The 14,681-nt window shown below is 70.1% G+C and carries 15 protein-coding genes; 4 read left to right on the top strand and 11 right to left on the bottom strand.

The window, feature by feature from the left end:
• Positions 1-190: 190 nt before the first annotated feature.
• The 5 genes from mutM to AB7878_RS10780 are packed head-to-tail and all read right to left on the bottom strand — an operon-like array spanning position 191 to position 4,376.
• The gene (gene mutM, locus AB7878_RS10760) at positions 191-1,018 is read right to left on the bottom strand and encodes a bifunctional DNA-formamidopyrimidine glycosylase/DNA-(apurinic or apyrimidinic site) lyase (protein ID WP_369494366.1); all 828 of its coding nucleotides are present in this window, start codon (positions 1,016-1,018) and stop codon (positions 191-193) included.
• Entirely contained in the window at positions 1,018-1,512 is a 495-nt protein-coding gene (locus AB7878_RS10765; protein WP_369494367.1) for a hypothetical protein, read from the bottom strand. Before AB7878_RS10765 ends, mutM begins: the two co-directional genes overlap by 1 nt.
• Entirely contained in the window at positions 1,509-2,861 is a 1,353-nt protein-coding gene (locus AB7878_RS10770; RefSeq protein WP_369494368.1) for a GldG family protein, read from the bottom strand. The genes AB7878_RS10765 and AB7878_RS10770 overlap by 4 nt, the downstream gene beginning before the upstream one ends.
• A 1-nt stretch (position 2,862) precedes the next feature.
• Positions 2,863-3,618: an ABC transporter permease gene (locus tag AB7878_RS10775; RefSeq protein ID WP_077483266.1), complete on the bottom strand. Its 756-nt coding sequence runs from the start codon at positions 3,616-3,618 to the stop codon at positions 2,863-2,865.
• Positions 3,615-4,376, bottom strand: a complete 762-nt coding sequence (locus tag AB7878_RS10780; RefSeq protein WP_369494369.1) for an ABC transporter ATP-binding protein — start codon at positions 4,374-4,376, stop codon at positions 3,615-3,617. The genes AB7878_RS10775 and AB7878_RS10780 overlap by 4 nt, the downstream gene beginning before the upstream one ends.
• 175 nt (positions 4,377-4,551) lie before the next feature.
• Between AB7878_RS10780 and AB7878_RS10785 the strand changes: the two genes are divergently transcribed.
• Positions 4,552-5,742 carry a DesA family fatty acid desaturase gene (locus AB7878_RS10785; RefSeq protein WP_369494370.1) on the top strand — a complete coding sequence of 397 codons (1,191 nt, stop codon included), beginning with the start codon at positions 4,552-4,554 and terminating at the stop codon, positions 5,740-5,742.
• Positions 5,743-5,813: 71 nt separating this feature from the next.
• On the opposite strand, the gene AB7878_RS10790 is transcribed toward AB7878_RS10785, so the two are convergent.
• From AB7878_RS10790 to rpmB, 3 genes are all read right to left on the bottom strand, one after another.
• Positions 5,814-6,347: a DUF3016 domain-containing protein gene (locus tag AB7878_RS10790; RefSeq protein WP_369494371.1), complete on the bottom strand. Its 534-nt coding sequence runs from the start codon at positions 6,345-6,347 to the stop codon at positions 5,814-5,816.
• Between the two features lie 196 nt (positions 6,348-6,543).
• Positions 6,544-6,711 (bottom strand): 50S ribosomal protein L33, encoded by a 168-nt coding sequence (gene rpmG / locus AB7878_RS10795; RefSeq protein ID WP_008211962.1) that lies wholly within the window; start codon positions 6,709-6,711, stop codon positions 6,544-6,546.
• A 10-nt stretch (positions 6,712-6,721) separates the two neighbouring features.
• The gene (gene rpmB, locus AB7878_RS10800; protein ID WP_367843115.1) at positions 6,722-6,958 is read right to left on the bottom strand and encodes a 50S ribosomal protein L28; all 237 of its coding nucleotides are present in this window, start codon (positions 6,956-6,958) and stop codon (positions 6,722-6,724) included.
• A gap of 291 nt (positions 6,959-7,249) precedes the next feature.
• Here rpmB and secB point away from each other — a divergent pair, with 291 nt between their 5' ends.
• From secB to AB7878_RS10815, 3 genes are all read left to right on the top strand, one after another.
• Positions 7,250-7,762 (top strand): protein-export chaperone SecB, encoded by a 513-nt coding sequence (secB, locus tag AB7878_RS10805; protein WP_077483271.1) that lies wholly within the window; start codon positions 7,250-7,252, stop codon positions 7,760-7,762.
• Between the two features lie 8 nt (positions 7,763-7,770).
• A complete protein-coding gene (locus AB7878_RS10810) occupies positions 7,771-8,796 on the top strand; it encodes an NAD(P)H-dependent glycerol-3-phosphate dehydrogenase (protein ID WP_369494372.1) in 1,026 nt (341 codons plus the stop codon).
• A 127-nt stretch (positions 8,797-8,923) separates the two neighbouring features.
• The gene (locus tag AB7878_RS10815; RefSeq protein ID WP_369494373.1) at positions 8,924-11,938 is read left to right on the top strand and encodes a DEAD/DEAH box helicase; all 3,015 of its coding nucleotides are present in this window, start codon (positions 8,924-8,926) and stop codon (positions 11,936-11,938) included.
• Positions 11,939-11,992: 54 nt separating this feature from the next.
• On the opposite strand, the gene AB7878_RS10820 is transcribed toward AB7878_RS10815, so the two are convergent.
• From AB7878_RS10820 to glk, 3 genes are all read right to left on the bottom strand, one after another.
• Entirely contained in the window at positions 11,993-12,727 is a 735-nt protein-coding gene (locus AB7878_RS10820) for an SEL1-like repeat protein (RefSeq protein WP_369494374.1), read from the bottom strand.
• 117 nt (positions 12,728-12,844) lie between these two features.
• A complete protein-coding gene (locus AB7878_RS10825; protein WP_369494375.1) occupies positions 12,845-13,528 on the bottom strand; it encodes an HAD family hydrolase in 684 nt (227 codons plus the stop codon).
• A 118-nt stretch (positions 13,529-13,646) separates the two neighbouring features.
• Positions 13,647-14,651: a glucokinase gene (gene glk / locus AB7878_RS10830; protein ID WP_369494376.1), complete on the bottom strand. Its 1,005-nt coding sequence runs from the start codon at positions 14,649-14,651 to the stop codon at positions 13,647-13,649.
• Positions 14,652-14,681 lie beyond the last annotated feature (30 nt).

The following is a 14,681-nucleotide window of genomic DNA, read 5'->3' on the forward strand; positions in this document are numbered from 1 at the left end:
CGGGGCCGTTCCGGACTCGTGTACGTGTTCGGGATGGCGCCTATGTTGGGCGCGCTGTGCCGCGCCGGCTAGCCGGCAATCCGTGGTTACTCCGTTTCCCGAGGGAAACGCTGGCGGGGTCGCGGGAGCACATCCAGCGTGCGATGGCCTTGGCTCCGATCGACGTGGAGCCGCGCTCCCGCAGGCAACTTCAGTGTTGGCAGTGCGGGCACCAGAACGTGGAGCGCTGCCCCAGCACCGCCTGCCGGATCGGCGTGCCGCAAACCTTGCACGGCTCGCCCGCGCGGCCGTAGACCATCAGCTCGCGGAAGAAATAGCCGGGCGCGCCGTCGGGGGCGAGGAAGTCGCGCAACGTGGTGCCGCCGCGTTCGATCGCATGCGCGAGGATGCGCTTCACCTCGGCGGCGAGCCGTGCGTAGCGGGCGCGCGACACGCTGCCCGCTTCGCGGCGCGGGGCAATGCCGGCGGCGAACAGCGCCTCGCTGGCGTAGATGTTGCCCACGCCGACCACGATGGCGTTGTCCATCAGGAATACCTTTACGGCCGCGCTGCGGCCGCGCGAGGCGCGCCACAGCAGGTCGCCATCGAAGGCGTCGGTGAGCGGCTCCGGGCCGAGCTTCGCCAGCAGTTCGTGGGTGGTGCCGGGTGCTTGCCAGAGCAGGCAGCCGAAGCGGCGCGGGTCGGTGAAACGCAGCACGCGCGGGCCTTCGTGCGCGCCGCGCGCCAAAGCGATGTCCACGTGGTCGTGTGGACCGAGCGGTGCGTCGGGCGGCAGCACGCGCAGCATGCCGCTCATGCCCAGGTGCAGCAGGGCGCTGCCGACCTCGGTGTGCAGCAGCAGGTATTTCGCGCGGCGCTCCACCGCCGCGATGCGCTGGCCGGGCAGCAGCTCGGCAACCTCGCGCGGAATCGGCCAGCGCAGGTCCGGCCGACGCAGCACCACCGCCGTCACGCGTCGGCCGACCACGTGCGGGGCGATGCCGCGGCGGGTGGTTTCGACTTCGGGGAGTTCGGGCATCAGTGCGCCCCGGACAGCTCGACGTGCTCCGCCTTGGGCGCCTGCGGCATGAAGCGCAGCGAGACCAGCGCCACGCGCGCGCCGACCTGCACGTAGCACTGCGGGCCGGTGGCCGACATCGTGCCGAAGGCGAGGCGCTGGCCGTCGAGGCTCAGCACGGTCTGCGGCGGCGCAAGGCCGATCTTCGCGGCGTCGAAGTCGACGGCGGCGCGCCATTGCAACACCGGGGCGGCAGCGGCAGCGGTCAGGCCATCGAGGTAGCGGTCGTCGACGCGCTGGCCATCGGCGCGCCACCAATGGCCGTCGCGTTTCGCGTAGTGCACGGCGGGCGCGTCGCCGAGTTGCAGCGTCACCGCGGTGATCGCCGCGGGATCGAGCGCAAGCAGGGTGCCCGGCGCGGTGCGTTCGTCGCGCTGCCATTGCCACAGTGCCAGCGCGATCAGCACGGCGACGCCGAGCAGGAGCAGCAGGCGTGAGCGCGCGGCCCGCTTCATGCGCGGCGGCGGCGCCAGGCGATCAGGCCGCCGATCGCGAGCAGCAGCAGCGGCAACACCAGCATGAAGCCGAGGCTGACGAGGTTGAGCTCGGCCTGGTCGATGCGCAGCACGCGGTCGGGCACGCCCTGGCGGGGCAGGTCGACCAGGGCGTCGTCGCCCAGCAGCCAGTTGAAGATGCGTTCGCCCAGCGCGCGGTTGCCGCCGGTGCCGAGGTAGGCGTTGGAGAGGAAATCGCCGTCGCCGACCACCACCGCGCGCTGCTCGCGCTTGTCGGGGCTGGGCGAGAGGCGGTCCAGCGAGAGGCCGAAGTCCAGCGGGCCCTTGAACTCGCCGGCGGCGTCGTCGTAGCGGATCTCGGAGGGATGCGCGCTGTCGATGGCGTGGAACTCGGTCCAGCTCTGCGCGCTGGAGCGCAGCAGCGGCGTGGCCGTCCAGCCACCCGCGCCGGTGCGCGCCAGCGCGGCCACCTGCGGGAAGCGCGTGGCGAGCTGGAAGCCGCGGGTGATCGGGTTGGGCGGGTACTGCGCCACCGCCAGCAGGCGCGGATCGGCCAGGCCGAGCGCCGCGCCGCTGCCGTCCACCAGCACGCCGGGCAGCACTTGGACGCCCAGCGCCTTGGCCAGCGGATCAAGGCCGAGGTCGCCGTCCGCCGGGTCGCGCAGCCACAGCAGGTTGCCGCCGTCCTGCACGTAGGCGACCAACGCCTGCACCGCGCCCGCGGGCAGCGCCACGGTGGGGCTGGCCAGCACCACCAGGTCGGTGCCCTGCGGCACGGCGGCCGCCTGCGCGAAGCTCAGCGGCACCGCGCGCAGGCCGCTCTGCGCGAGCTGGCCCATCAGCGTGCCCATGTCGGGCTTGCCCTGGCCGCCGGGCAGGCGCTCGCCGTCGCCGGTGACGAAGGCGACGATGCGGTCGTTGCCGCGGATCAGCCGCTCCAGCGCGTTGGTCACGCTGGCTTCGGAAAGTTCGGTCAGCCGCTGCTCGTGACCGCGGTAGTGCAGGATCAGCTCGCCGTCCACGGCGATGCCCAGTTCGCGCATCCGTGCCGGATCCTGCTGCGGATCGACGAAGCGCAGCGCGAGGTCGGGCTTGGCCTGCCGATAGCGCTGCAGGAAGCCGGCGACCTGTGCACGCAGATCGCCCTGCGGGCTCGCGTAGCTGACGATTTCCACCGGGCCGTCCAGCTTCGACAGCACCGCGCGGCTCTGCGGCGACAGGCTCACGCGTCCGTTCGCGGTCCAGTCGGCCACATGGGCGTAGCGCGTGCCGAGGTAACCGATCGCGCCGGCGCCGACGAACAGCAGCAGGGTGAACAGCCAGCCGTCCAGATGTCCAGACCATTTCATGTCAGCCGCGCTCCTTGTCGGCCGCGAGCCGGCGCGTGGCCAGCGCAAGGCAGACCACGATCAGCAGCACGAACCACAGGATGTCGGCGGTGGAGACCAGTCCGCGCAGCAGGTTCTGCTCGTGCGTGCTCATCGCCAGCCAGTTGATCGCGCCGTCGTCGATGCCGGCCATCTGTGCGCCGAGGTTCACCGTCCACAACGCCAGGCCGAGCAGCAGCGCCACCGCGGCGGCGATCGCCGGATGCGCGGTGAAGGTGGAAGCGGCCACGGCCAGCGCGGCCAGCGCGGCCAGCATCAGGGCGATGCCCAGCGTGGCGGCGGCGAGCTTGCCCCAGTCCGGCGTGGTGGCGTGCGCCAGCGACAACGGCATCGCCAGGGTCAGCAGCAGCCATGCCAGCAGCCACAGCAGCAGCACGGCGTACTTGCCCAGCACGATGCGCGAAGCAGGCAGGCCCGCGGCGAACAGCAGCGGCAGCGTGCCGTTGCGGCGTTCGCCGGCCAGCGTGGACATGGCGAGCAGCGGCACCACCAGGAAGGCGAGCTGCGCGAGCTGGCCCAGCAGCGGCACGGCCACCAGGTCCACGTAGCCGGGACCGTCCGGCAGCGCGGCGCGCTGGATCTCGCCGGCGAGGAAGTCGCCCAGCAGGCGGGTGAAGCACCAGCCCAGCCAGGCCAGGCTCAGCGCCAGCAGCACCCAGGCCAGCGGCTGCACGCGCAGGCGGCGCAGTTCGAGACGGAACATGGCGAGGAAACTCATGCGGCGTGCGCCGCCGGGGTGGCGCCCTGCATGGCGATCTCGAAGAAGCGGCGCTCCAGCGCGGCGTGGTCGTCGGCGCGCACCGGGCCGTCGTGGCGCAGGCGGCCTTCGTGCAGGATCGCCACGCGGTCGCACACAGCGGTGACCTCGACCAGCACGTGGGTGGACAGGATCACCGCGGTGCCCGCGGCGGCCTGTTCGCGGATCAGCGCACGCAGCACGGTGACCTGCACCGGATCGAGCGCGTTGGCCGGTTCGTCCAGCACCAGCAGGGCGGGGCGGTGCAGCAGCGCGCAGGCGAGGCCGAGGCGCTGGCGCTGGCCCTGCGACAACGTGCCCGCCAGCCGCCGCGCCAGCGGCTGCAGTTCCAGCCGCGCCAGCGTCGCGTCACGGGCCGCGCGCAACGCCGTGGCGGCAAGGCCGCGCAGGCGACCGTGGGCGTCCAGATGCTCGGTCACGGTGAGCTCCGGCCACACCGGCGCCCGCTCGGGCAGCCAGCCGATCAGGCGACGCGCCAGCTCGGGGCGTTCCAGGAAATCCTCGCCGTTCAGGCGGATCGCGCCGCTGTCCGGCCGCAAGGCGCCGGCGATCATGGCCAGCGTGGTGGACTTGCCTGCACCGTTGACGCCCAGCAGGCCCAGCACCTGGCCGGGCGGCAGCGCCAGGCTCAGATCCTGAACGGCCGTGCGCCCGGCGCGGCGGCGGGCGAGGCGATCGAGCTGCAGTACGGGTGGCGCGGAGGCATGGACGGCGGTCATTGCGCGATTGTCGATGCGGCCCCATCTTCACACAACCATCGGCGTTCACGGTTGGCGCTTAACGAAAGCCCAAGTGCCCGCGTCATACCATCGTCGAATCGCCTGCCAACATGCTGGCGAGTACGGCAAGCCCTCACCTAGACTGCAACACGAACCCGTTCCGAGTCCCGATCCGATGCTCGATACCGTGCTGAATTTCCTGTCCAACGGCCTCACCCACGCCGGCTGGGTGGGCATGCTGGTCTACCTGCTGGTGGCGACCCAGCTCACCATCTTCACGGTGACGCTGTACCTGCACCGCAGCCAGACCCATCGCGGCGTGGACTTCCATCCGGCGCTGGCGCACTTCTTCCGCTTCTGGGGCTGGATCAGCACCGGCATGGTCACCAAAGAGTGGGTGGCGGTGCACCGCAAGCACCACGCCAAGGTGGAGACCGAGGAAGATCCGCACAGCCCGGTGATCTACGGCATCAAGAAGGTGTTCTGGGACGGCGTGTCGCTGTACCGCGACGCCTGCCATTCCAAGGAAGACATGCAGCAGTATGGTCGCGGCACGCCGGACGACTGGGTCGAGCACAAGCTCTACGGCGCGCACCCGTACTGGGGTCCGTCGCTGATGCTGCTGATCAACCTCGCGCTGTTCGGCGTGATCGGCGCGGCGATCTGGGCCGTGCAGATGATCTGGATCCCGTTCTGGGCCGCCGGCTTCGTCAACGGCGTCGGCCACTGGGCCGGCTACCGCAATTTCGAGAGCGCCGACACCTCGCGCAACCTGCTGCCGTGGGGTTTCTGGATCGGCGGCGAAGAGCTGCACAACAACCACCACGCCTTCCCCAGCTCGGCGAAGTTCGCGCTGCGCAAGTGGGAGTTCGACATCGGCTGGGCGGCGATCTGCGCCTTCCGCGCCGTGGGCCTGGCCAAGGTGCTGCGCGTGGCGCCCACGCTGGACGTGCGCCCGAACGTGCCGCTGCCCGACGCCGAGACGCTGAAGGCCGTGCTCACCCATCGCTTCCAGGCGATGACCGACTACTACCGCAACGTGATCGTGCCTACCCTGCGCGACGAGGCGGCCCATGCCGGCGAGAGCCTCAAGTCGGTGCCGCGTCGCGTGCGCCTCGCACTGGCCGACGGCGGCCGCTGGCTGGACAGCGACGGCAGCAGCAAGCTGCAGGCCGTGCTGGCCAAGCGCCCGACCCTGAAGACCGTGTGCGATTTCCGCACCCGCCTTGCCGCCTTGATGGAGCAGCGCGGCGCCGAGCAGGCGCTGAAGGGCCTGCAGCAGTGGATCGTCGAGGCCGAGCAGAGCGGCATCCGCGCGCTGCAGGATTTCGCAGCCCGGCTCAAGGGTTACGCGGTCGCGGCCTGATCCGCGCGACCGTGCCGCAAATGATTAGGCCCGCCTCGATGGCGGGCCTTTCTGTTTGAGCGTCGTTCGGGCTAGAGCTGATCCGGCCCCTTGCGCAGCCAGCGGTCGATCAGCGCCTTTTCGTAGCGCAGGTTGTCGCTGCCCGAGGTGTTGCTGCTGTCGGCCATGAAACCCGGGTCGCGCAGCTTGCGCGTGCCCTCGCGGATCGTCTTGCCATCCGCATGGAGCAGACGGAAGTGCAGGTCGATGCGCGGCGGGTAGATGTCCTTGATGATGCGCACCTCGCGCAGCGTGCCGCGGCGCCAGGGTTCGAAGTTGCCGGCGCGGTCGATGTCGGTCACCACGATGTCGAGATGGTCACCCGGCGGCAGCATCTTGCCGGCGCGATTCTCCATGTAAACCTTCAGCACCTTCAGGTAATCGCGGTCGGCAAGCTGGGGCGCCAGTGAGCGTACCTTGCGGGTCTCGGTGAATTGCTCCGGGTGGTCGTAGGTGACGGTGACGTTGGTGGGTGCGGTGGCCGCGGCAGTCGCTGGCGTTCCGGCCAGTGCCGGGACGGCGAACAGTGCGGCGAGCAGGACAAATGGGGCAATCCGGCGGTTCATGGTGGTTTCCTCCGGCGAGGGGCGGGTCGCCCGGATACCAACGATAACGCTGCTGAGTCGTTGGGGTGTACGGGGAGCCCGTCAGTCGCGGGCAAGAAAAAACCCGCCTTGCGGCGGGTTTCTTCAAAGGCACTGGACCCCGGCCTGCGCCGGGGTGAGCAACGATTCTCCAAGCGCAGGGCGCTTGGATCATTGCTCACTTGATCTTGCCTTCCTTGTAGATCACGTGCTTGCGCACGACCGGATCGTACTTCTTGAACTCGAACTTTTCCGGCGTGTTCTTCTTGTTCTTCTGCGTGGTGTAGAAGTGGCCGGTACCGGCCGAGGAAATCAGGCGGATCTTGTCTTGCTTGCTGTTGGCCATGATTGTCTCCTCAGACCTTCTCGCCGCGGGCACGCAGCTCGGCGATCACGGCCTCGATGCCCTTCTTGTCGATGGTGCGCAGCGCGTGGTTGGAAACGCGCAGCTTGACCCAGCGGTTCTCGCTGGCGACCCAGAAGCGGCGCTCGTGCAGGTTCGGCAACCAGCGGCGACGGGTCTTGTTGTTGGCGTGCGAGACGTTGTTGCCGGTCTGCACACCCTTTCCGGTGACTTGGCAAATGCGGGCCATGATGAGCTCCGTAATGTTCTGTTGACCGCCCGTTGGCCAGGGCGATGGCGGCCCAGCGACGCTGCGCGCCACGCGATGCTGGAGGTGTTGCGCTGGTCTTGCCGCGAGGCCCGCATCGCATGGCGGGAGCCCCGAACGGGTCGGGTCGGCAGTGACGAGCCGTGCATTATCCTGCAGAAACAGGCTTGTGCGCAATCCCGCCGGCCGGCCGACGCCCGGTCGCGTATGCACGGGGCCGGCAGGTATGAAACAATCCACCTCTTTTGACGCCAGACCGATAGAGGGATTCCCATGGCAGAAGTCATCGCCAACGGCCAGGCCAGCGCGCAGGGCAACCCGCCGCAGCTGGTGCTGCAGAAGATCTACGTGAAAGACGTGTCCTTCGAGGTGCCGGGCGCGCCGCAGATCTTCCAGGAGTTCTCCGGCGAGAGCGACCAGACCGCGCCGCAGGTGCAGTTGAACCTGGGCCACAAGGCCATGGACCTGGGCAATGACCTGTACGAGGTGGTGCTCAGCGTCACCCTCACCTGCACGCTGGGCGAGCGCACCGCCTACCTCGCCGAGGTGGAGCAGGCCGGCCTGTTCGGCATCTCCGGCTTCGCCGACGAGGACCGCGCCGGAGTGATCGGCAGCTACTGCCCGAACCTGCTGTTCCCGTACGCACGCCAGGTGATCTCCTCGATGGTGCTCGAAGGCGGCTTCCCGCCGTTCCTGCTGCAGCCGATCAACTTCGACGCCCTGTACGCCGAACAGATGCGCCGCACGACCGGCGGCGGGGACGCACCGGTCCAGCTCAACAGCTGAGCGCGCGCATGACGCAGCATCCGACCCTGGCGGTACTCGGTGCCGGTTCCTGGGGTACCGCGCTGGCCGCCTTGACCGCGCGCAACGGCGTGCCGACCCGGTTGTGGGGCCGCGATCCGGCCGCGCTGGCGGCGATGGCCGCGGCGCGCTGCAACCAGCGCTACCTGCCGGGCATCGAGTTGCCGGCAGCGCTGGTCTACGAACCGGACCTGGCTGCCGCCGTGCGCGGCGCCGGCGTCGTGCTGCTGGTGGTGCCCAGCCATGCCTTCGCGGCGATGCTGGAGGACGTCGCGCCGTTGCTGGCCGATGGCGCCACGCTGGCCTGGGCCACCAAGGGCTTCGAGCCGGGCACCGGCCGCTTCCTGCATGAACTGGTGGCGCGGCGCCTGCCGGACAGCCCGGCGGCCGTGATCACCGGACCCTCGTTCGCCAAGGAGGTGGCGGCCGGCCTGCCCAGTGCGGTCACCGTGCATTCGGAAGACGCCGCCTGCGCGCAGCGCGTCGCCCACCTGCTGCACGCGCCCAACCTGCGTGCCTACACCGGCGGCGACATGCTGGGCGCCGAACTCGGCGGCGCGATGAAGAACGTGCTGGCGGTGGCCACCGGCATCGCCGATGGCATGGACCTGGGCCTCAACGCCCGTGCCGGCCTGATTACCCGCGGCATGAACGAGATGCTGCGCCTCGGCGTGGCGCTGGGCGCGCGCCCGGAAACGCTGATCGGCCTGTCCGGCCTTGGCGACCTGGTGCTCACCTGCACCGGCGACCTCTCGCGCAACCGTCGTCTCGGCCTCGCACTGGGCAAGGGCGTGGCGATCGACGAGGCGGTGCGCCAGATCGGCCAGGTGGTGGAAAGCGTGCTCGCCGCCGACGAGGTGGCCCGGCTGGCCGATCAGCACGCGCTGGATCTGCCGATCAGCGCTGGCGTGCGCGCCGTGCTGCACGGCGAAGTCACCCCGGCCGAAGGGCTCAAAGCGCTGATGGCGCGCGAGCAGAAGCCGGAATACCCGCACGGCTTGTTCGGCAACGCCTGAGCAACAACCGCCGTAGGAGCGGCTTCAGCCGCGATCAGGTGTTGCAAGTCGCGGCTGAAGCCGCTCCTACACACACGATCCGCCTGCTAAGCTCGGCGTTTTGGTCGTCGCCACGGGGTGCATGCGCATGCAGCAGCCGGACGGGAAACAGCACGCCACGCCACCCGGCGGCCGCGACGAACGCCTGCCGCCCACTTGGCAGCGCCTGCTGGACCTGCCCAAGGCGCCGGGCGGCGACGAGCCGGTGGTGCTGGGCTTCTTCCTGGAAGTGATGCCGGAGGAGGGCGCCGCCTGGGCGCACCTCGAAGTGGCGCCGGTGCTGCTCGCCGTGGCCGAACACGGCCGCTACGCGCGGCCGGTGCCGCTGGACAGTCGGCACCTGGTGCAGGCACCGCTGCCGCCGCACGAGCAGCGCCTCGCCGCCGCCGTGCTCGGCCTGCCGCAGACCCAGCGCAAGGGGCGCAGCTACGCGCGGCTGGGCGGCCACGTCGGCGACAGCCTGCTGATCGAATTGCTGGATACGGCGCCATGTTTCCTCGGCGGCCTCGCCGGCCTGCGGCTGTCGCGCGGCAAGGCGCACCCGCTCAACTGGCACTGGCAGCTGGAGACGGACGGCAGCCAGCGCCTGCTGCCGAATCTGCCGCACAGCCAGCGCCTGCTGCGCATCGACGGCCTGTGGTACCTCGACGCCGAGCACACCACGCTCGGCCATCTGGAGGCCGCGCCCGAGGAAACGGCATGGATGGACCTGCCGGTGCTGAAGCACGAATACGGCCGCCGCCTCGCCGAGATGCTGCCCACCAGCCGCCTGGCCGCGCGCATCCCGCCGCCGCAGGTGTTCGCTGAACTGCAGCGCGCCGAGCTGACGCCGAAGCCGGTGCTGACCATGCACGCGCTGACCCGCCACGCGCGCCTCGCCGCCGGCACGTCGCCGCTGGCCTGGGCGCGGCTCTCGTTCGATTACGCGGGCGAACGCCTGCCCGGCCGCGGCGGCGAACCGCTGGTGCGCCGCGTGCGCAACGGCCAACTGATGGAGATCGTGCGACGCCGCGCGGAAGAGCTTGCCACCATGGAGCAGCTCGAACGCACCGGCCTCACGCCCGCGGTGGACACCGAGGGCCTGCCCTGGGACATGGCCGACACCTTGCCCGACGACGCTTGGCTGTTCCCCGGCACCGGCCACGCCGGCGCGCTGGAGGTGAATACGCCGGCGCGCTGGATGGCGCTGCGGCCGAAGCTCGAAGCGGAAGGCTTCGTGCTGGAGTACGCGCCCAGCTTCCCGTTCGAGGTGCTGGAAGGGCCGGTGCGCTGGTACGGCCAGGCCGCCGAGGATGCCGACGACCACGCCTTCGACCTGGAGATCGGCATCGAACTGGAAGGCAAGCGCCACAACCTGCTGCCCGCGGTGGCGCAGGCGCTGGCCGAGCACCAGTTGAACCTCAGCCCTGCACCGAACGAGCCGGAGGATGCGGTGTGGTACGCGCCGGTGGACGAGCGCCGCCGCGTGCCGGTGCGGCTCAAGGTGCTGCGTGCCCTGCTGGCGCCGCTGGCCGAATACCTGGAGAAGCCGCGCACGAAGCTCCACCTGCCGCGCGTGCAGGCGGGGCGGCTGGAGGAACTGGTCGAGGCGCTGCCGAGCGACGGCGCGCTGGAGGCACCCGAGGTGCTGCGCGGCTTCACCGCGCGCCTGCGCGATGCCGCCGAGCGTGCCAGCGACGCGGTGCCCGCCGGACTCACGGTGGAGCTGCGCCCCTACCAGCGCGAAGGCCTGCGCTGGTTGAACGCGCTGGCCGAGGCCGGCGTGGGCGGCGTGCTCGCCGACGACATGGGCCTGGGCAAGACCCTGCAGCTGATCACCCACCTGCTCGCGCTGAAGGAACGCGGCGCACTCAACCAGCCCGCGCTGGTGGTGGTGCCCACCAGCCTGATCCCGAACTGGCAAGCCGAGATCGCCCGCTTCGCGCCCGCGCTCAAGGTGCTCACCCTGCACGGCCCGCAGCGCGCCGATGCTCACGCCCAGCTGGGTGCGCAGGACATCGTGCTGACCAGCTACGCGCTGCTGCCGCGCGACGTGGTGCCGCTGCGCAAGCAGCCGTTCGCGCTCGCCGTGCTGGACGAGGCGCAGCAGGTGAAGAACCCGCGCACCCAGGCGCGCCGCGCCCTGCTCAGCCTGCGCACGCGCCGCCACGTCTGCCTCACCGGCACGCCGCTGGAAAACCATCTCGGCGAACTGTGGTCGCAGGTGGACCTCGCCGTGCCCGGCCTGCTCGGCGACGAGAACGCGTTCCGCCGCTACTACCGCGTGCCGATCGAGAAGCAGCGCGACGAGGAATGCCTGGCCCGGCTCAATCGCCGGCTCGCGCCCTTCATCCTCCGCCGTACCAAGGCCCAGGTCGCGTCGGAGCTGCCGCCGAAGACCGAGATCACCCGCCGCGTGGTGCTGGAAGGCCGGCAGCGCGAGCTGTACGAAGGCCTGCGCCTGTCGCTGGCCGAGGAGCTGCGCGAGGTGATCGCCCAGCGCGGCATCCAGCACTCCGGCATCGTGGTGCTGGACGCGTTGCTCAAGCTGCGCCAGGTCTGCTGCGATCCGCGCCTGGTGAAGCTGGAGGCCGCGCGCGGCGTGCACGGTTCGGCCAAGTTCGAGCTGCTGATGGACATGCTGGTGCCGCTGCTCGACGAGGGCCGCAAGGTGCTGCTGTTCTCACAGTTCACCGGCATGCTCAAGCTGATCGCGCACGAGCTGGACCGCCGCCGCATCCCCTACGTCACCCTCACCGGCGAAACGCGCGACCGCGCCACCCCGGTGCAGCAGTTCCAGAACGGCGAAGTGCCGCTGTTCCTGCTCTCGCTGAAGGCCGGCGGCGTGGGCCTCAACCTCACCGCCGCCGACACCGTGATCCACTACGACCCGTGGTGGAACCCCGCCGCCGAGGCGCAGGCCAGCGACCGCGCCCATCGCATCGGCCAGGACAAACCGGTGTTCGTGTTCCGCCTGATCACCGCCGGCACGGTGGAGGAACGCATCGAGGAACTGAAGGCGCGCAAGGCCGAACTCGCCGAAGCCGTGCTCGAAGGCGGCGGCAGCCGCGAGAAGCTCAGCTTCGACCAGGAGGACTTGGACGCGCTGCTGGCGCCGGGCTAGTACGGCGTCGACAAGCCGAATCGTCGTATCGCACCAACCGATTGGTGCGCTGGTTCAGTGTGTCGCGGTGGATGAGGACGAAGCCGGAGCGTCACCGAGCAACTGTAGGGCGCCCACGGTCACATGGCCCTGCAGTCCGTCGAAATCCTTGCTGGCACGCTGGTACAACGCCTGCACCACGTGCGTCGCCGGCTCCGGGTAATCGGTGAAATCCGAGACGTACTGGATACCGCCCTCGTGGGCTGCCACCTCGAACGGCCACATCTCCCGGTTGAAACGGTGGACGGCGCGAGCGCCGGCTACCTGGTCGCCGTATACCGTGCGCAACTGCTTGTAGAGCCGGTTCGCTTCGGCGACATCCGCCGGCGAGCTGTGCAGGTAGGCGTGTTCATAGGCCTGCCGGTAGGTCGGCTGGTTCTTTCGTTCGATCGACAGAGCCAGCCAGGCCAGGCCCAACGGGCGGTTTTGCGGAATGCCGGGTACGTCACCGTTGGAATAGAGCACGCCCAGCGTGTACTGCGCGTTCTTGTTGGCCCAGTGAGCGGACTCCTCGAGGTCCGCGAGCCCCAGGCGGTAGTGGCCGCGCTGGAAGTAGTACTTCGCCCGGCAGGCGTAGTAATCGCCCGGCATGAATTGTTCGAGGCCTTCGTGGCAGTAGTAGATCTTTTTTCCCATCGACGGGGCTGCCGTCGATGGCGAGGCAGCGATGGCCGGCGGCGTGGCGAGCAAACAGGCGGCTATCGCGATGGCGGACGGGATAGTGCGCAGACGAATCCAAGGCTGCTTCATGGCAACTCCTCCTTGCATGCAGGTGCATATGCCGCGACTGGATCGGCGAACCAGTCGCTGTATCACGCATGTCGTTGACCGGCCTTGCCAAGCTTGCCCAAGGATCTTAGCGTCGACTTAGGCGCGCGCCGCCACCTCGTCGATGCGCTTCAGCATGTCGGCCGGATCCTCATACACGCGCAGCGCGCCGGCACGAGCGAGTTCGTCCTCGCCGTAGCCGCCCGAGAGCAGGCCGATGCCCAGCGCGCGGGCGCGCTGCGCGGCAAGCATGTCCCACACGCTGTCGCCCACCACCATGGCGCGGGTGATGTCCACGCCCAGCCGTTCGGCGGCGGCGAGGAACAGGTCGGGGTCGGGCTTGGCGTGGCGCACCTGGTCGCGGGTCACCACCGGTACCTTCGAGGGATCGACACCCAGCGCTTCGAGGTTGTGGATCGCGGTGCGCAGCTGGCCGCTGGTGGCGATCGCCCAGGGGATTTCCTCGGCGCTGAGGTAGGCCAGCAGCTCGCGGGCGCCGGGCAGCGGCTTCACCGCGCCCTGGGCATGCTGGCGGTTGAATGCTTCCGCGTGGGCGTCGTACAGGCGGGCGCGGCGTTCCTCGCTGATCGCCTGCCCGGTCTCGCGCAGCAGCATGCGGGTGAACAGGCCGCCACTCATGCCGATGCGGCGGTGGATGCGCCACACCGAGAGGTCGATGCCTTCGCTGTCCAGCGCCTCCTTCCACGCCAGCACATGCTGGTAGACGCTGTCGACGAGGGTGCCGTCGAGGTCGAACAGGAAGGCGCTGTCGCGGCGTGGCATGGCAGGTCCGTGCGTGGAGTGGAGCGGGGAAGTTTGCGATCGCAGGCGAGCGTTTCTGAAAAGTGCGGCCAGGGATGGCCGCCCGTTTGATCTTCGCGATCAGGGATGATCGCAAAGATCAAGCCAGGCGCTGGCCCGCGGCGCGCAGCGCGATCGCCGCCGCGCCGAGCAGGCCGGGTTCCGGATGCACGATCGCCAGCGTGGGCACGCGCTCCATCGTCTCGCGGAAGCGACCCTTGGCCTCGAAGCGTTCGCGGAAGCCGCCGCGGTGCAGCCACGGCAGCAGGAACGGCAGCACGCCGCCGGTGAGGTAGACGCCGTCCCAGCCGCCCAGGCTCAGCACCAGGTCGCCGGCCACGCTGCCGAAGATGCCGGCCAGCGTCTCCACCGTGCGGACGCACAGCGGGTCGCTGCCGTCTTCGGCGTGCGCGGTGATGTCCTCGGGCGTGTACTCCTCGGCCGGCTGGCCGGCGATGTCGGCCAGCGCGAGGTAGAGGTTCACCAGGCCGTTGCCGCAGATCATGCGCTCGTTGGAGACGCGGCCGAAGCGCGCGTTGAGCCGGTGCAGGATCTCCACGTCCTCGGCGGTGTGCGCGGCGAAGCCGGCGTGGCCGCCCTCGCTTTCCAGCACGATCCACTGCTCGTCGCGCCACAGCAGGCCGGCCACGCCGAGGCCGGTGCCCGGCCCCATCACCACGAAGGTCTGCGGCTGCGGCTGGCCCAGCGCCGGCGCACCCAGCGTGCCCACCGGCGCCAGCGCGTCGGCGGCCAGCAGCGGCACCGCCATGCTCTGCGCGGCGAAATCGTTGACCAGCCGCACCGACTGCATGCCCAGTTCGGCCTGCAGCGCATGCGCCACGATCGCCCAGGGATTGTTGGTGACCTTCACCGTCTCGCCGCCGGCGATGCGCCCCGCCGCGGCGATCACCGCCTGCGCGGGGTGGCAGCCGGTGTCGGCGAAGTAGCGCCGCGCGGCATCGGCCAGCGAGGGAAAATCCTTCACCCGGTAGCGCCGGATGCTGTCCATGACCAGCGGCGTGGTGGTGTCGGTGCCGGCGAGCGCGAAGCGCACGTTGGTGCCGCCCAGGTCGGCAAGCAGGGTGGAGGGGGTTGCGTGGGGCATCGGGGGACAGCCTGCGGCGGTGCACAAAGG

It is taken from the genome of Rhodanobacter humi, assembly GCF_041107455.1.
Taxonomy (GTDB): Bacteria; Pseudomonadota; Gammaproteobacteria; order Xanthomonadales; family Rhodanobacteraceae; genus Rhodanobacter_A.